The following is a 17,159-nucleotide window of genomic DNA, read 5'->3' on the forward strand; positions in this document are numbered from 1 at the left end:
TCACCATGACCCGACCTCTTTTCATCTTCGAGATGGCCAACAATCACATGGGCGACACGGCCCATGGGATCGCCATCATTCATGCCATCCGGGAAGCTTGCACAGGCTTCGACGAATTCGACTTTGCCTTCAAGCTCCAGTACAGGGATCTGGACACCTTCATCCACCCCAGCTTCAAGGGCAGGGATGACGTGAAATATGTAAAGCGCTTTGAAGAAACCCGGCTTAGCCACGCCCAGTTCGCCAGTCTGCTGGACACCATGCGGAAATGCGGCTTCAAGACAGTCTGCACGCCCTTCGACGAGCCCTCAGTGGACTTGATCGAAGCTCAGGGAATCGAGGTGATCAAGATTGCCAGTTGCTCCCTCACCGACTGGCCCCTGCTCGAACGCATTGCCCGGAGTGACAAGCCGGTGATTGCCTCCACCGCAGGAGCCACCCCGGAGGAGGTAGACGATGTGGTGAGTTTCTTCCTGCACCGTGGCAAGCAGCTCACCATCATGCACTGCGTCGCTGAATACCCGACCCCCGCTGCCCATCTGCACATCCGCCGCATTGATGCTCTACGCAGCCGCTACCCGGAAGTCCAGGTCGGCTTCTCGACTCATGAACCCCCCGACGAGACTGAGCCGGTCATGCTGGCGCTGGCCAAGGGCGCCACCGTTTTTGAAAAGCATGTGGGCCTGCCATCTGAGCACTACAGTCTGAACGCCTATTCCGCCAATCCTGCCCAGATACGCAACTGGCTCGAAGCTGCACGACGTGCCTTGACACTGTGCGGCAGCGAAACTTGGCCTGCAGCGACCACCGAAGAGGCCGCCAGTCTGGAAAGCCTGCGGCGCGGCGTGTTCCTGACCCGGGACCTGCAACCCGGGGAAACAATCCCCGACGACGCTGTCTGCCTTGCTTTCCCCCCGGCCCCCGGTCAGATTACTGCGAACCAATGGTCCAAATACACCCGGCACATTGCCCTCCAGCCCCTCAAGGCCGGCTCGCCCCTGATGGCCGAAATGGTGGAAACCCACCGGGAGCGAGAACACGTGCTGGATACCGTGATGGCTGTGCGGCAACTGCTCCAGGATGGGAACATCGTAGTCCCGGGAAAATCAGACCTGGAAATCTCCCATCACTACGGCATGGAGCATTTCAAGGAATTCGGGCTAGTGATGATCACCGTCGTCAACCGGGAATACTGCAAGAAACTGATCGTCATGCTCCCCGGCCAGACCCACCCGGAGCAGCACCACAAACAAAAAGAGGAAACCTTCGTGATCCTGCACGGGAGCATGACCTTGTGGCTGGATGGCAAGCAACGAGAGGCGAACCGGGGAGATGTGATTACCGTCCAGCGGGGTGTCCGGCACAAGTTCTACTCCCGGGAAGGCGTCGTGTTCGAGGAGATATCCTCTACCCACTACACCGATGATTCCATTTATACCGATCCTGCGATCACGGCCAATCCGCGACGCAAAACCATGTTGACCTACTGGCTGTGACCATGCGCGTTGCCGATTACCTGATGCACCGCCTCGCCGAGGCGGGTGCCGAACATGTTTTCCTGCTACCAGGCGGGGGAGCCATGCATCTCAATGACGCCCTGGCCTGCGAACCCCGCTTGGTGCCCGTGCCCTGTCACCACGAGCAAGCCTGCGGCATCGCCGCTGAAGCCTGGGGCCGGGTGAGGGAAAGTTTTGGGGTCTGCATGGTGACTACGGGTCCCGGTGCCACTAATGTCATCACCCCGGTTGCCGGCGCCTGGATCGAATCCGTGCCGATGCTGGTCATCTCCGGCCAGGTAAAGCGCCCAGACCTGCTGGCGGGTCGCCCCTTGCGCCAGGGAGGTGTTCAGGAAGTGGACATCGTGCCCATGGTGAAGTCGATCACCAAGTATGCAGTCACCCTCGACGATCCTAAACAGGTCAGCTATCACCTGGAGCGTGCGCTCCATGAAATGCTCGAGGGACGCCAGGGTCCGGTCTGGCTGGATATCCCCCTGGATGTTCAAGGCGCCCCCATCGACCCCGCCGACCTTGTCGGCTTCACCCCACCATCGGTGGAAGCCGCCGGCCTCAAGACTGAAGCAATGCAACTGATGGCCTTGATCGCCAAAGCTGAGCGCCCCCTGCTGCTAGCCGGCCATGGCGTGCGCCTGTCCGGTGCCGCCCAAGCTTTCTTGGCCCAGGCCGAAAGGCTGCAGATTCCTGTGGTCACTACCTGGAATGCCCTTGACCTGCTCCCCTGGGAACACCCTCTACATGCCGGCCGCCCCGGTGTGGTGGCCCTGCGCAGCGGCAATTTTGCAGTGCAGAACTGCGACCTGCTGATCAGCATCGGCTGCCGCCTGGACAATATCATCACCGCCTACAACCCGAGGGGATTCGCCCGAGCTGCCAGGAAGGTGGTAATCGATGTGGACGCCCATGAGATAGAAAAGCTCGACATGGATCTGGAGCTTGCTATCGTGGCCGATGCTGCACGGATTCTGGATGCCCTGGCGCACCAGCCCCTGCCAACGGAGCGATCAGATCCCGGCCCCTGGATCCAACGCTGCGCCGACTGGAAGCAACGCTATCCAGTCAATGATGGCCGACCTTTTCCGTCGACCGGCCCTATCAACCATTACCAATTCGTCTCCGCCCTGGCTGACGCCCTCCCACCCGACACCATAGTCGGCACAGGCAGCTCCGGGCTGGCCGTGGAAGTGTTCTACACGATCTTCCGCAACAAACCTGGTCAGCGGGTATTTCTAACGTCAGGCCTTGGCTCCATGGGTTACGGTCTGCCAGCTGCCATCGGCGCCTGCCTTGCCAATGACAGCAAACCCATGGTGGCCGTGGAAAGCGACGGCAGCCTGCAACTCAATCTTCAGGAGTTGGCCACCCTGGCTGCCCAGCACCTGCCCATCAGCCTGATCATCATGAACAATGGCGGCTACGCCTCCATCCGCAACACCCAACGCAACTATTTTGCGGGCCGTTATATCGGCACAGGCCCAGAAGCCGGCTTGATGCTCCCCGACCTGGAGAAAATTGCAGCCACCTACGGACTCCCTTTCGCACGCATCTCGGACGCGGCAGAACTCCCCCGGCTGAAAGAACTGCTGGCCAGCCCCGGTCCCCGCCTGATCGACATGCAGCTGACTCCGGAGGAAACCCTGGCCCCCAAGGTGGCCGCCCTGCCCCAGGCCGACGGCGCCATGCTTTCCATGCCTCTGGAAGATATGTCCCCGCTCCTGCCCCTCGAACAGCTACAGGCGGAAATGCTCATTCCCCTGAGCCCAGCTTCCCTGGCCGCCCGTCACTGACCCCATGCGTACTTCAGCCTGCCCCTGCTGCGCCAGCCCGGCCGAGGACTCAGCCAATACTCCGGCCTACACCCAATGCCGACAATGCGGGCACCGCTGGCGTGTGCCTGTAAAGCCCACAGAACGGCAGTACTACGAAACCCTGGTGGCGCGCAACGATCCCCATACCCCCTGGTTCAAGCGGAAGATTGCCGAACGAACTGCTGCCCTGATCCCTTTGCTCATCCCCCGGGTTCGACGCATCCTGGAAGTAGGTTGTGCCGAGGGGGAACTGGGCAGAGCCATCAAAGCACACTCCCCGCTTGTCTACGACGGGGTGGAACTGTCCAAGGATGCAGAGCTGGCCCGGACAAAATTGGACCAAGTATTCCGGACTCCGGTGGACCAACTGGATAGCGCCCCTTACGAGCTGATTGTTTCCTTCCACGTATTGGAGCACATCGCTGACCCCGGGCAGGAACTCCAGGCCTGGGCGGCACGGCTAGCCCCGGAAGGGACGTTGCTTATCGAGGTTCCCAACCAGGCCGGCCACCCACTGCTCGCTAATGATCTGAACCCAGAACATCTGCACCAGTTTTCTCCCGCCTCCCTGGCAGTCCTGCTCGCCAGCCAGGGCTTTTCCATTCAAACCCTATCCCTAGGACATTACGAATCACCTGTCTATCCAGATTCCATCAGGGTCCTAGCCCAGCGCCAGTTTCAGGCAGAGCGACAGCAGGCAGATTTGCTGCAGCGTTTCCGTGCCAGACTCCCTGGGCCATGCATTGCCTATGGTATCGGCGGGGATTTCCTCAATTACGTGGCGCCTGTGGCAGAGTATTTGGAGATACAGGCGCTGGTTGACTCCGATCCGGGCAAGCGTGGCCTACAGTTTGGCCGCTACCAGGTGGAAGCCTACGATCCGGAGCACCATGGCGCCGTCCCCATTCTCATCTGCTCAATCAAGTTTGGAGCCAACATCCGGCAGCAGTTGCTTTCCATGGGAGTCGCCCCGGAACTCATCATCGGCCTGGAAGAGATTTATGAGGCGCCCTGACCCCATCCTTGCTGAAGACCTGTCCCAGATTATCGCGGCTAATCTCCCCTGGGAGGACTTACATGGCTGTCACATCCTGGTGACTGGCGCCTCCGGTTTCATCGGCGGCCATCTGGTGGAAGCCCTGGCCTGGCTCAACCGCTGTCACCCGCAAGCAGGGCTACACATCCATGCCATGGCCCGTACTTCCGAGAAACTGCAGCAGCGCCTCCCCTGGCTTGACATCCCCGGAGAAGTCAGCCCTCTGATCCAAGATGTCACCCAGCCCTGGAATCCGCCCCCCCCCCTGGATATGATCATCCACGCTGCCAGCCCTGCCAGTCCCAGGGATTACTTGGCGCGTCCGGTAGACACCATTCTAGCCAACACGCATGGCTCCCATCAGTTGCTGGAGCTCGCCAGAGCACACCGTGCCCGTTTGCTCTTTCTCAGCAGTGGTGCGGTCTACGGTGAAAACACCTTGAAGATCGACGCCATCCGGGAAACCGATTTTGGCGGAGAAGACCCACTGGCACCCCGGGCCTGTTACAGCGAGAGCAAGCGCCTCGCGGAGACCCTGTGTCAGGCCTACCACACCCAATACGGAGTGGATGCAAGAATTGCCAGGGTCTCCCACTGCTACGGCCCGGGGATGCGCCTGGATGATGGCAGGGCTATCGCCGATCTGTTGTCTGACGTTCTCAACAACCGGGATATCCAACTTGATTCCGATGGTAACGCTACCCGCCCCTTCTGCTACATTTCGGACACTGTCCTGGGGCTCCTCCATGTCCTGCTCAAGGGTATGCCAGGAGAAGCCTACAACGTGGGAGAAACCCAGGAAACCAGCATCCTCGAGCTAGCCCACAAGCTGATCACAGCTGCAGGGCAGCAGGGACATCTGTCAGTCAAGGCCAAGGCCCTAAACGCGATGGCCCCGGCCGCCCGGAGTTCGGGCCATTTCAATATCGACCGAATCCGCCAGCTAGGCTGGAGCCCCCGCATTAGTCTGGATACGGGATTGAGCAGAACACTCAGACGGGCAGAGCCTCGGACTGCCAACCTGCGCGAACGCCACCTCCCCCTTTGAAGACCTCGCCCATGCCCGACCAAAATTCGAAAAACACACCTTTAGAGCAGGCATCTACCGGCCCCGATACCGCCGCCCCATCCGACAGCATGGTGTTTTGGCGTCCTGGCCATGTAACCCGCAGTGTCCGGGAACGTCTGGCAGGTCAGAAAGCACTGATTATTTGGTTGACCGGGCTAAGTGCCTCAGGAAAATCCACAACCACCTACGAGCTTGAGCAACAGCTTGCCAGTAAACAACGGCTCTGCTATGTCCTGGATGGCGACAATCTGAGACATGGCATCAACAGGAACCTGGGGTTTTCCCACGCGGACCGTACGGAAAACATCCGGAGAACAGCAGAAATTGCCCACCTCATGAATGAGGCGGGCCTGGACAACTAATCTGCCACTACGAACCTGACCTTCATCATGAGAATCTGCGAAATCTGTAGCAGCGTTGATCTGGCTCCCCTGCACCGCCAGCACTTCCTCTTTCCTGGACTGCCCTACCCCATCCACTATGATGTAGTGGCCTGCCGGAGCTGTGGCTTTAGCTTTGCCAATGACATCCCGGATCAATCCAGCTTGAACCAGTTCTATCAGGCCGCCGAACACCATCTGCATACCGCCCTGCCCCCCGGCCTGCAACGTATCCATGGCAATTTCTTCCAGTTTATCCTGAGCCAAACAGCACTTTCGCCCCAGATAGACATTTTGGACATCGGCTCCGGCATGGGACACTTCCTGCAGCATTTCAAGGCCGCAGGCTTCACCTCACTACTGGGGACAGAACCCAGCCCGGCAGCAGCTCAACTGGCCCGGGAAACCTACGGACTGGAAATCCAGACCGCCACAGTGAATACCTTCAACAGCAATAAAACCTTTGATCTAATCACCCTTTGCGGCGTTCTGGAACATATTGCCGATCTGCGCCAGAGCATAGCCAAGGTTGCGGCCCTATTGCGCGACGGCGGATACCTGTTCATCGCCGTCCCCGATACTGCTGCTTTTGGCAAAGCCCCACCCACCGAGGCGTTTCTTGAGTTCGCCTTGGAGCACATCAATTTCTTCAGCACCAACAGCCTCGACAACCTCTTAAGACACGGCGGGTTCACTCGCACAGCTATAGAGTCCCAGCACAACGACTTTTACGACAACCACTATCTTCTGGCGCTGTACCGAAAAACCCCAGAAGCAAAGACAGGCCCCCTACTAGACACTGAAGCAAGCGCCAGCATCATGGCCTACGCTGATCTTTCCCGCAAAAAGCTTCAACCCCTAGCGGAGCGCATTGTACGTCTGGTCGAAACCCAAGAGCCGGTAATCATCTGGGGAGCAGGCGCCTTGACCAGCCGCCTGCTCTGCGACACCCGCCTGGGCGAGGCCAACATCCGCAGCATCGTAGACAGAAATCGCAATCTGCAGGGGAAGACACTGAACGGCGTATGCATCAGCGCACCGGAATCCATTAACGGCCTCCCCGGTGCCACCATCTTCATCGCCAGTACGACCTACGCAGCCGAAATCAAGGCCTCCCTAAAAGACCAATTTTTCTGGACTGGCGACATCATCACCCTTACCAACGAGCCCCTCTGAGCTAGCCCATGAATGCACTCACCGATATCCGGCAATCCTATGAAACAGGGAAACTACGCAAACAGGACTACATTGAGGCTATCCATGCTCGACATAGGCGCCTGTTCGACTATCCGGATTTCATGGTCGACACCGACGTAGAAGCCCTGCAAATTTTGCCTGAGGGCATTTATGTCCGCTCCCGCTCCCAGCAGATCGAACTCCTCTTGGATCCCCGGGATCAGCATCTGGTGCCTTACACCCTGATGAACTTCCGGGCTTACGAAAGCGCCGAGACGGAATTTCTCAAATCCATAACCCAGCCAGACTGGACCATTCTAGATATTGGTGCCAATTGCGGCTGGTACGCCCTGGCACTGGCCAGGCAATATCCCACTGCTCAAATCCATGCATTCGAGCCGATTCCAGGTACCCATGATCTCCTTTTGCGCAACATTAGGCGCAACGGCTTCACCAATATCCACGCCCACCGCCAGGGCTTCTCGGACCACGAAGGCACCCTGGAATTCCTGTACACCCCCAACTGTTCTGGCGCCACTTCCTTGATCCATGCCGGCCAACCCGCAGCAGAGGACGCCTTGCAGAAGATTGCCTGCCCGACCAGCACTCTGGATCTCTTTTGCAGCCGGAACTGCTTGGAGCCTCAACTCATCAAGTGCGACGTGGAAGGCGCGGAATTGATGGTAATGCAAGGGGGAGAAACAACCATTGCCACCCACAAACCAGTAATCCTCATCGAACTGCTGCGGAAATGGGCACAGAAATTCGGTTACCACCCCAATGATGTCCTCACCCTACTAGGCCGGCACGGCTACGGGGCCTACACCCTGAAAGAGGGACGGACCGTGTCATGCCAGGGTATCCACGAAGAAACCCCCGAAACCAATTTTGTTTTCCTACATAGGGAGCAACATCGTTACATTATCCAGCCATGAATGAACAAGCCCCTACCCCGGATACCCCCCTGCTAACTCTCTGCATCCCGACCTGGAACCGGGCCAACCGTCTATCCCTGCTGCTCGAAAACATTAAACGGGAAATTCAAGGTCTGGAAGACTGGATTCAGGTCGTGGTAGCCGACAATGCCTCCAGTGACGACACCTCAGCTGTCGTTGCCACCTCACCACTGACGATTACCTATGGCCGCCAGGAAAGCACTGTCGGAATCACCAACAACATCTTCTTTGCGACCTGCACCCTAGCGCGCGGCAGATTTATCTGGATCATCGGAGATGACGACCTGATCGCCCCGGGAGGTTTGGCGCGCATCCTGGCCTCCCTACAACGAGCAGCAGATATCGACTATCACTATGTAAACTTCTGTGCCATCGACGCCGACTATCGCGATAAAGTCATCCAACTGATGGGCGGCATTCCCCCAGCATCCGCCATGCAGATCCGCCAATGCGATGAACCGGGTTGGAAACTGCTCGAACGGGCAGAACAGCTGGCCTTCCTGCCAGGCTACAACCCTTCATCCCTGTTTAGCTCCCTGTTCTGTTATGTGGCAAGCAGGGCATTCTATCTGGAAGCCAGGACTCGGCTGACTCCCTCCAATAGCCTGGATGGATCGTCCAGATCTCTGGACGACATGTTCCCCCAGGCCCTGATCACCCTGCCTCACATCATTGGTCGTCCGATAGCCTATATCGGCGATCCCTGTGTGCTGCAAGGGGCCCATGCCTGGGAATGGAATAGATACCTGTCCCAGATATCCATCCTCGGCATCCACAAGCTCATGAACTGGATGGCCGGGATAGGATTTGACGCAGCCGCCCTGGAACAGATGCGAAACAGTCATGCCCGCACCATCGCCACCAAGCTCCCTCCCATGTTATTGGCACCAGATGGTAACCTGGGGCTGAATGATGAGCTCAGGAAGCTGATCGCCGATTACACCCAAGTAACCGACTTCTGGCAGATATTCACCTTGCGGATGAAAGCCAGGATGGAAACGGAATTCATCGCCCGCCAACTGGTCATTGTGCTTGACAAGCTCCAGGAGTGCAGCGGCAAGATCGGCATTCTCGGAGAACGAGCGCTCAAAGAAAAAGTGCTTGAGCTTTCCCCCAACATACGCACCTCCCTCTCCTGGACTGGTTTTAACGATGGTTCGTGGACCGGACAACGCCAGGAAAATGGCAAATCCTCTACAAGCCACGGACATCACCTGCGCGACCAGGATATTGATGTCCTGATCCTTGCCGTACATCCGGAATATACCCCCCCTCTGCACACAACATGCTCGCAATATATGAAACCAGGTAGTTACATCATTGATGCGCAAAGCGTCACCCCGATTAACTAAGCCCAAGGCAACATACAGAAATGACGCAGCTCAACCAGCCCGCCACCAGTTTCTACCAGAGCCACCACTCCCCCTACTACATCGTCAGCCCTAATTTTTCGCAGAAATCCTCCGGGCCGCGCATGCTGCACTATCTGTGCCATACCCTCAACGAGTTGGGCTACGAGGCATATATCACGGCCAAGGCATTCAGCCCTTGGCTACGGACACCAGAGCTCACCCGGGAAATCCGCCTTAAACACAGAGAAACAGGCCGCACACCTATTGCCGTTTACCCTGAAGTAACCTGCGGTAACCCCTTGCAGGAACCGGTTGTCGCGCGCTGGATACTAAACAAGGCCGGTCACCTGGGAGGCCATAGGGAATTCCATCCCGACGAGCTACTGTTCTATTGGGACGAGTGGGTATTACAGGGAGAAAAGAACGCTGACCGCTTGTTTCTGCCCAGCGTCGACGACAGGGTCTTCAACGATCACGACATCCAATCTGAAGACAGGAGTGGATTCTGCTATTACGCCCACAAATATCTGATGTTCGGCGGACAGATCGCCGAATCCATCACCCGGGACGGTATCAGCCTATGTCAGGACATACCCCGCACGGCAGAAGAAATTGCCCACATCCTGCGCACCTCCCGAGTGCTGTACTGCTACGAGCCCTCGAACATCGTGGCCGAAGCCTATGCTTGTGGCTGCCCAGCAATTCTCGTCCAGACCGATTACTTGAAACAGTTTGATTTGAACAGACTTAAAATTGTCAAAGTCCCCGAGTCCGACATCGATTTTTCATTTATTCCCCCCATCGGGGACCGCCTGAAAGATGCGATGGAGGCAGACAAGGTCAGATCATGGGACGCAATAAGGCATTTCATCGACAAGACCCAGGCGGCAGCACGAGCTCACAAGGCTTACGCCGAACAACCAGAGCAGAAGCTCAAGGCTGCCATCAGCGCTTTTCAGGCCAATATGCTGGTAGAAGCCACAGATATCTTCTCGCCGCTCCTGGACGCCCTGCCGGAAAACCCCCAGCCCCCCGCCTACCTGGCCTTCATTTGTGCCGCCCAGGGGCTGGCCCAGGAAGCCCGGGAGTTCATGGACAGGGCCATGGAAATCGCCCCTGACCGGGCCGACCTCAAGGCGGCCCTGGGAGAGAGCTTCCTGAAGGCAGGCCAGCCCGGGCTGGCCGCCGAATACCTGGAGGAAGCCGTGCACCTCCAGCCGGACATGCTCTCGGCCTACCCGGCCCTGGCCCGGAGCCTGCACCTGACCCAACAGAGCGATACGGCCCTGGCCCTCCTGAAAGGCGCTGCCCAGATGTCCTCCTCTGCCCAGGCCCACATCCAGACCACCTTGCTGGAAATACTGGCGGAACAAGGCAATATTGCCGAGTTTTCCCAAGCCTGCCTGCGCTACTCCAACGGGATCGCCGATGACCTCCTGGCGGTGCGCTGCCTGTCCCGCTTCGATGCCAGTGGCGAACGCCTGGTGGAAGCCCTCGGGGCAGCCCAGGCACGCTTGGCCAGCCAGCTTCCCGGGTTGGGCGAGGCCTCCGCGCTGCCCATCAAGACGGCCCAGCCCTGGAAGATCGCTTTCCTGACGAGCGACCTGGCCCGGGAAGAACAGCAGAGCCGCCTCAAGGCCCTGCTCAACCACCTGCCGCCCGAGCAGTTCGTCACCACCTTGATCATCAACGACCCCCAGGCCGGACTCAGCCATTTCGCCCAGGCCTGCTCCCTGGTGGCCGATCACACCCTGGTCATCCACGACCAGGACGACAGCACCGCCCTGGAACGCCTCAACGCCAATCCTGCCGACATCCTCATCGACCTGGACAGCTATGGCCCCGCCGACCGCCTGTCCCTGTTCGTGCAGGCCCAAGCCGGGGTGAAACTGCTCTGGGGCGAGGCGCCGATGCCGGCTCTGGCGCCGGACTGCCTGCCCCTGCAGGGGGAACTACTGGCCGACCAGGCCATGCTTCCCGGCATCATCCTGCCGGGACTGGGCGAGTGCTGCGAGCTGCCTGAATTGCCCATCACCCCGGCCCCCGGCACACCTACCCTGGGCTGCCTGACCCCGGCCATCAGGATCGGGCCGGAAGGCTGGCGCCTGTTCGCAGAAGTCCTGCAGGCCAGCCCGGACATCCAGTTACTCCTGAATCTGATGGACCTGGGCGACAGTGCCCGGGCCTACATTACCCGGCAATTTACCCAGGCCGGCGTTGCCGCCTCGCGCCTGCGCTTCGTCCACGCCCATACCCGGGAAGCGCTCTGCCAGTACTGGCAGGAGGTCCAGCTAGGTCTGGCGCCGCCCGTGGATGCCGGGGACCAGGCCTTGAGCACCTGCCTCTGGATGGGCCGCCCCTTCGTGGCCCTGGCTGCGAGCCTGCCCTGGTCCCATCGTCCCGCCGCCCTGCTCCACTGTGCCGGCGCCTCGGCCTGGATCGCCGATTCGGCGCCCCGCTACGTGGAGCTGGCAAGCCGCCTGCCCCAGGCCCCCGATCCCAGCCTCCGGGCACGCCTGCGCGCCGCCGGCCTGGATGATCCCGCCGCCTTCGCCCGGGGGTTTGCCGCCACCATGGCAGACCTGATGCAGACCGCTCCGGCCCCCAGCTCCGCTCCATGAGGCCCACCATGAACGCCAGCCCCCGCTTCTCCGTCATCGTCTGCAGCATCGAGGCCCTCAAGTTCGCTCGTATCTGCGAGTGCTACACCCATCTGCTGTCCGGCTATCCCCATGAAATCATCGGCATACACGATGCCGCTTCCCTCGCCGAGGCCTACAACCGGGGTATCACCCAAGCCAGCGGCGACATCCTGATCTTTTCGCATGACGACTTACTGATTCTCGACCCTCTCTTTGCCGACAAGATCGTCGACCGTCTGCACACCTTCGACCTCCTGGGCTTTGCTGGCACCAGCAAATTGATCACCGCCACCTGGTTCGGTGCCGGCCAGCCGCACCTGCACGGCGCCATCGGACACGCCAAACCGGGCGAACCACAACTGGCTTTCAACATTTACGGCGCCGCCACCTGGCCCGTGGTCGACAACATCCAGGCCATCGATGGCTTCTGCATGATCGCCCGTCGCGCCCTGGCAGAAACAGTACTGTTCGACGCCAGCACCTTTGATGGTTTCCATCTCTACGATCTGGATTTCAGTTACGCCGCGTATCGGGCCGGACACCGGCTTGGCGTGTGCTGCGACATCCCCATCCTGCACGAATCAGCCGGCAATTTTGCCAACCAGCATCTGCATTACGCCGAGCGTTTCGTCATCAAGTACGCCGATCAACTGGCCGACACTCGTCCGGAAGAGATTTCCGGCCAACGCCCGGGACGCGGCGCCTTGCTCCCGGACCACCACGCCCTGCTGCGCGCCTGGCAACCCGAAGTGATGCTACGTGCCACGCAGGCAATGCGACGCAGCTTATAAGTCAGCAGCACTGCATTCCTCCGCCGGGCATCGCAGTTTCACTGCTGGGCACACCACTTCCGCCACATTCCCCGGAAGGCATTTTCCAGGCTGCGCGCCATTCTCGGCGCATCCATCAACGGGCTAGCCCGCATGCGTTGCCGCAGGTTGCCCCGCAGCTTCAGCAAGCGCTCATGGTCATTGGCCAGCGCTACTGCAAGTTCAAAGTAGGCATCCGCGCTATCGACCACCAGCTCTGACAGCCCCACATTGTCAAGAATGGGCTTGCCCATCCGCGACACCAGCATATCCCCTGGCCAGGTGATGAAAGGCACCCCCATCCAGATCGAGTCATAGCCTGTGGTGCCACCATTGAAGGGGAAGGGATCCAGACATAGATCGGCTTCGTTGTAAGCATCGAAATAGCCATTGGTCGGCATGATGCCTTTTATATTCAGCCGCTCCGGGGCGATGCCGTGGCGGCCAAACTGGCCGTGGATGTATTCGATCAGACTACTGTCATCCCCACCGCGGGCCACCAAGATCAGGCGACTGTCCGGCACGGCACGCAGGATACGGCTCCACAGCCGGATCGCTCCCTGGCTCACCTTGCGGAAGTTATTCAGGCAGGCGAAGGTAAACGGGCGCTCAAGGCGCTGGCAGGGCAGCCCTGGCTGGATCGGCACATCCGGAATCATGGTGCGCACCCCATAACAGTGTGGCAATGGCCAGGGGGTTTCGGTGCACCAATCGCCTTTTTCCAGAACCGGATCAGGCGGAATGAAGATGTAATCCATGGCAGTCATGCCGCTGGTTCCCGGAAAACCCAGCCAAGTGACCTGTATGGGTGCCGGCTTGCGCGCCACTGCCAGCAGACGGCTCCCTTCCGTATTGCCATTAAGATCGACCAGAATATCGATCGCATCGGACTGAGTCAGTTTGGCCAACGCTTCATCGCCCAGCGCCACAACTTCGCGCCATTTATCCGCTCGCTCGTGCGCCATGGTCGTGGTCGAGTCGGACGATTGCGAGTTGAAATAAATGACCGTTTCCAGCTGCGTTCGATCCAATTCGCCGAGAAAAGGCACGACAAATGCGGCCACCGGATGGTTGCGCATGTCGGAAGTCAGCCAGCCGATGCGCAGACGCCGCTCGGGATCACGATCCCGAGCGGCAAAATTTACCGCTGGCAAAAGGGGCAAGCACAAATTGCGATCGAACGCCTGCGCCGTGGCCACAACATCTGCTGCGCGCGTTTCCGTCGAATGCACCAGCGCCCACAATGAATTGGTATACCCAATCTGATTGTTTGGTGCCACCGCCAGCGCCTGACGGAACATCGCCAGCGCTTCATCGCTACGCGCCTGGTCGGAATACCAGCTACCCAGGTTGAGCAAGGCATTCACATGCCGTGGGTCCTGCGCCAGCACCGTCTCCGCCGCCTGGCGCGCTTTGCCGCTTTCCCCCAGTTTGGTATAGACGACGATCAAGCTATTCCATGCATTGAGATTCGCCGGCTCCCGCTCCACCGCCATTTCCAGATTCTCACGCGCTGCAGCAAGCTGGCCGCGCGTGGTAAACAACAATCCCAGACTCTCCAGAATCCAGTCTTCGGACACCCCCATCTGATGGGCTTTCTCCAGCACATCAACCGCTTCAACGGCATCTCCAGCCTGCACCAGGGCAATGCCCAGCTTGGCCGTCATTTCCGCAGAGTCCGGGGCGCGCGCCACCGCTGTCCGGAAAAATGCAGCCGCCTCGTGAAAATTCCCATGCCGCAAGGCAAGCTCCCCGGCCAGATTGAGGGTAGTCGGCAGCTGCGGCACCAGATCAAACAGTTTTTTTACGCAGCGCTCAGCTTCTTCCAGCAGCTGTTTCTGCAAATAAAGGTGACCGAGCGACAACCAGGCATCCGGATAACGTGGCGCCAGGCGTGTTGCCTTGCGTAACTGGACCATAGCCTCGTCCAGTTCCCCCAGCTGCTGGTGCGCCAGGCCGAGCAGACAGAAATGTCCCGCCTGCACACCGGGGCGCGCCACCACATCCCGCAACACACTTTTGGCCTGCTGCCACTCACCCACCTTGACATAGGCCCCGGCAAGACTGCACAAAACCGCAATATCCTTGGGGGCACGCCGGCGGGCAGCCTGCAGCACTTCAAGACCTTCCTTCTCCAGGCCGATACGCCCGTACAACTCACCGAGTCGTTGCAGGTAGCTGGCCTGTTCAGGCTGCAGTTGCACCGCCTGCTCGAAAAACTGCACCGCCGTATCAAGCTGACCAATACCCTGCGCCACTTCGCCCAGACCAAACCAGGCGGCATGCGTTTCTGGCGAGATCGTCACCACTTCTTCGAACAACGCCCCCGCAGCCTGGTAATCCCTGTTTGCCAGTTGTTTCTGGCCGCGCGCCAGCAATTGTTTGATCGTGACCGCCATGCTCCCCTCGCTCTTCGGTGAAATGAAATCGCCGCAGTGTAATCGGATTCACTTCAAGCGCCCAAAAACAAAACTGGCACGCTACATGCTTAAAACAAACCAGGTCCGTGGCACATCGTGCCTGCCAACAGTTGCTATCGAAAATTTCTCCTGAGGAGATTGTCATGCCGCAAGTCATTAACACCAATATTGCTTCACTGAATGCGCAGCGCAACCTGAATACGTCCCAGGGTGCCTTGAGCACCGCCTTGCAGCGCCTCTCCTCGGGCCTGCGTATCAACAGCTCGAAGGACGATGCTGCCGGTCTGGCGATTGCCGAAAAGATGAACGCCCAATCGCGCGGCATGGTCGTCGCCATGCGTAATGCCAACGACGGGATTTCTGCCGCCCAGACCGCAGAAGCAGGCATTTCCGTCATCAGCAATCACTTGCAGCGCATGCGCGAACTGGCCGTGCAGGCAGCCTCCGGCCAATATGACTCGATCAATCGCGGCGCACTGGACAAGGAATACCAGCAGTTGCGCAGCGAAATCACCCGTGCCATCGACGCCACCCAATTCAATGGCAAAGCACTGCTTGACGGCTCCTTCACCAGCGTCATTTTCCAGGTGGGCGCCACCACCACCAGCGAATCGCAGATTTCCGTCACCATCAATTCAGTCAGCACCGCCAGCCTCGGCGCCATCACTGACGTTGCCGGCGCCACCACCGCGATGGCCGCACTGGATACTGCCATCACCGACATCAATACCGCACGCGCCGACCTCGGTGCCATCCAGAACCGCTTTGAAGGCGTGCTCACCCAACTTTCCGCAGCACAGGAAAGCACCGAAGCCTCCCGCAGCCGCATCATGGATGCCGACTATGCCTCTGAAACAGCAAAGCTGGCCCGTGCTCAAATTCTGCAACAAGCCGGCACGGCCATGCTGGCGCAAGCCAATGCACTGCCGCAGAATGTGCTAAGCCTGCTCCAGGGCTAAATTTGACCGCTCAATCCAGGCCGCCTCTCGCGGCCTTTTTCATTTGATGAATGACGACAGTAGGCCGCCAAAAAATCTCTCCTGCACGCTAAAGTAATTCCGCCACCCGCCGTTAATCATCTCAAGCGGACGTAGCAACACAAACACTAGGTCTGACTTTCCGAACAATTTTGTTATCCAAGGAGTAGAAAAATGGCCTCCGTTATCAACACCAACATCCCGTCGCTCAACGCCCAGCGTAACCTGACCACTTCGCAAGGCTCCCTGAACAACGCCCTGCAACGCCTGTCTTCCGGCCTGCGCATCAACAGCGCCAAGGACGACGCCGCTGGTCTGGCTATTGCTGAAAAAATGAGCGCCCAGTCGCGCGGCATGACGGTCGCCATGCGTAACGCCAATGACGGCATCTCTGCAGCACAAACCGCCGAAGCCGGTATCTCGGTCGTTTCTGGTCACCTGCAGCGCATGCGTGAATTGGCTGTGCAGGCGGCTTCCGGTCAATATGACTCGGTCAACCGTGGTGCCTTGGACAAGGAATTCCAGCAACTGGCAAGCGAAATTACCCGTGCAGTCAGCGCAACCGAGTTCAACGGCAAAAAATTGCTTGACGGCACTTTCTCCTCCATCAATTTCCAGATCGGTGCCACCACGACCTCCGAATCGCAGATTTCTGTCACCATCAGCTCGGTCAGCTCGTCGGGCCTGGGCAGCATCTCCGACGTTGCAGCAGCCACCACCGCCATGGGCGCTCTGGATACGGCAATCACCAACATCAACACTGCACGTGCTGACCTGGGTGCCATCCAGAACCGCTTCGAAGGCGTGCTGAGCCAGTTGTCTGCCGCCCAGGAAAACACCGAAGGTGCCCGTAGCCGCATCATGGATACCGACTACGCCTCTGAAACTGCCAAGCTGGCCCGTTCGCAGATTCTGCAACAAGCCGGTACGGCCATGCTGGCCCAGGCCAACGCCCTGCCGCAGAACGTGCTCTCGCTGTTGCGTGGCTAAGGTTTCGCGCCAAAGCTTGATACGGCA

General features: G+C 59.1%; 13 protein-coding genes. 12 read left to right on the forward strand and 1 reads right to left on the reverse strand.

The annotated features are described in order from the left end of the window. Positions 1-5: 5 nt before the first annotated feature. The 10 genes from JYJ39_RS02885 (at position 6) to JYJ39_RS02930 (ending at position 12,727) form a co-directional block, all read left to right on the forward strand. Complete coding sequence (locus JYJ39_RS02885) at positions 6-1,496, forward strand: N-acetylneuraminate synthase family protein (RefSeq protein WP_205201937.1); 1,491 nt, start codon at positions 6-8, stop codon at positions 1,494-1,496. A gap of 2 nt (positions 1,497-1,498) precedes the next feature. Beyond that, the gene (locus tag JYJ39_RS02890) at positions 1,499-3,304 is read left to right on the forward strand and encodes a thiamine pyrophosphate-binding protein (protein ID WP_240189517.1); all 1,806 of its coding nucleotides are present in this window, start codon (positions 1,499-1,501) and stop codon (positions 3,302-3,304) included. Positions 3,305-3,407: 103 nt separating this feature from the next. Next, a complete protein-coding gene (locus tag JYJ39_RS02895) occupies positions 3,408-4,340 on the forward strand; it encodes a class I SAM-dependent methyltransferase (protein ID WP_205201940.1) in 933 nt (310 codons plus the stop codon). Beyond that, positions 4,327-5,409: an NAD-dependent epimerase/dehydratase family protein gene (locus tag JYJ39_RS02900; protein ID WP_205201942.1), complete on the forward strand. Its 1,083-nt coding sequence runs from the start codon at positions 4,327-4,329 to the stop codon at positions 5,407-5,409. Before JYJ39_RS02895 ends, JYJ39_RS02900 begins: the two co-directional genes overlap by 14 nt. A gap of 89 nt (positions 5,410-5,498) precedes the next feature. Further along, entirely contained in the window at positions 5,499-5,792 is a 294-nt protein-coding gene (locus JYJ39_RS14175; RefSeq protein ID WP_275887957.1) for an adenylyl-sulfate kinase, read from the forward strand. A gap of 183 nt (positions 5,793-5,975) precedes the next feature. After that, entirely contained in the window at positions 5,976-6,986 is a 1,011-nt protein-coding gene (locus JYJ39_RS02910) for a class I SAM-dependent methyltransferase (protein ID WP_240189519.1), read from the forward strand. Between the two features lie 8 nt (positions 6,987-6,994). Further along, positions 6,995-7,921: an FkbM family methyltransferase gene (locus JYJ39_RS02915; RefSeq protein ID WP_205201948.1), complete on the forward strand. Its 927-nt coding sequence runs from the start codon at positions 6,995-6,997 to the stop codon at positions 7,919-7,921. Further along, positions 7,918-9,294: a glycosyltransferase family A protein gene (locus tag JYJ39_RS02920; protein ID WP_205201950.1), complete on the forward strand. Its 1,377-nt coding sequence runs from the start codon at positions 7,918-7,920 to the stop codon at positions 9,292-9,294. The genes JYJ39_RS02915 and JYJ39_RS02920 overlap by 4 nt, the downstream gene beginning before the upstream one ends. Before the next feature lie 20 nt (positions 9,295-9,314). Then, entirely contained in the window at positions 9,315-11,915 is a 2,601-nt protein-coding gene (locus tag JYJ39_RS02925; RefSeq protein WP_205201952.1) for a tetratricopeptide repeat protein, read from the forward strand. 8 nt (positions 11,916-11,923) lie between these two features. Further along, complete coding sequence (locus tag JYJ39_RS02930; RefSeq protein WP_205201954.1) at positions 11,924-12,727, forward strand: glycosyltransferase; 804 nt, start codon at positions 11,924-11,926, stop codon at positions 12,725-12,727. A gap of 38 nt (positions 12,728-12,765) precedes the next feature. Here the strand turns inward: JYJ39_RS02930 and JYJ39_RS02935 are convergent, their stop codons facing one another. After that, on the reverse strand, positions 12,766-15,144 hold the full coding sequence (locus tag JYJ39_RS02935) for a tetratricopeptide repeat protein (protein ID WP_205201956.1): 2,379 nt from the start codon (positions 15,142-15,144) through the stop codon (positions 12,766-12,768). Positions 15,145-15,308: 164 nt separating this feature from the next. On the opposite strand from JYJ39_RS02935, the gene JYJ39_RS02940 reads away from it, so the two are divergent. Both JYJ39_RS02940 and JYJ39_RS02945 read left to right on the forward strand, forming a co-directional pair. Then, positions 15,309-16,124, forward strand: a complete 816-nt coding sequence (locus JYJ39_RS02940; RefSeq protein WP_205201957.1) for a flagellin — start codon at positions 15,309-15,311, stop codon at positions 16,122-16,124. 192 nt (positions 16,125-16,316) lie between these two features. After that, entirely contained in the window at positions 16,317-17,132 is an 816-nt protein-coding gene (locus JYJ39_RS02945; protein ID WP_205201958.1) for a flagellin, read from the forward strand. Positions 17,133-17,159: the final 27 nt, after the last annotated feature.

The organism is Azonexus hydrophilus (assembly GCF_905120355.1).
Classification (GTDB): domain Bacteria; phylum Pseudomonadota; class Gammaproteobacteria; order Burkholderiales; family Rhodocyclaceae; genus Azonexus.

What these genes read in the sequence shown, in the direction of transcription:
- JYJ39_RS02885 (WP_205201937.1), top strand. Translation starts at nt 6, where the DNA reads ATGACCCGACCTCTTTTCATCTTCGAGATGGCCAACAATCACATGGGC.
- JYJ39_RS02890 (WP_240189517.1), top strand. Translation starts at nt 1,499, where the DNA reads ATGCGCGTTGCCGATTACCTGATGCACCGCCTCGCCGAGGCGGGTGCC.
- JYJ39_RS02900 (WP_205201942.1), top strand. Translation starts at nt 4,327, where the DNA reads ATGAGGCGCCCTGACCCCATCCTTGCTGAAGACCTGTCCCAGATTATC.
- JYJ39_RS14175 (WP_275887957.1), top strand. Translation starts at nt 5,499, where the DNA reads ATGGTGTTTTGGCGTCCTGGCCATGTAACCCGCAGTGTCCGGGAACGT.
- JYJ39_RS02915 (WP_205201948.1), top strand. Translation starts at nt 6,995, where the DNA reads ATGAATGCACTCACCGATATCCGGCAATCCTATGAAACAGGGAAACTA.
- JYJ39_RS02920 (WP_205201950.1), top strand. Translation starts at nt 7,918, where the DNA reads ATGAATGAACAAGCCCCTACCCCGGATACCCCCCTGCTAACTCTCTGC.
- JYJ39_RS02925 (WP_205201952.1), top strand. Translation starts at nt 9,315, where the DNA reads ATGACGCAGCTCAACCAGCCCGCCACCAGTTTCTACCAGAGCCACCAC.
- JYJ39_RS02930 (WP_205201954.1), top strand. Translation starts at nt 11,924, where the DNA reads ATGAACGCCAGCCCCCGCTTCTCCGTCATCGTCTGCAGCATCGAGGCC.
- JYJ39_RS02935 (WP_205201956.1), bottom strand. Translation starts at nt 15,144, where the DNA reads ATGGCGGTCACGATCAAACAATTGCTGGCGCGCGGCCAGAAACAACTG.
- JYJ39_RS02940 (WP_205201957.1), top strand. Translation starts at nt 15,309, where the DNA reads ATGCCGCAAGTCATTAACACCAATATTGCTTCACTGAATGCGCAGCGC.
- JYJ39_RS02945 (WP_205201958.1), top strand. Translation starts at nt 16,317, where the DNA reads ATGGCCTCCGTTATCAACACCAACATCCCGTCGCTCAACGCCCAGCGT.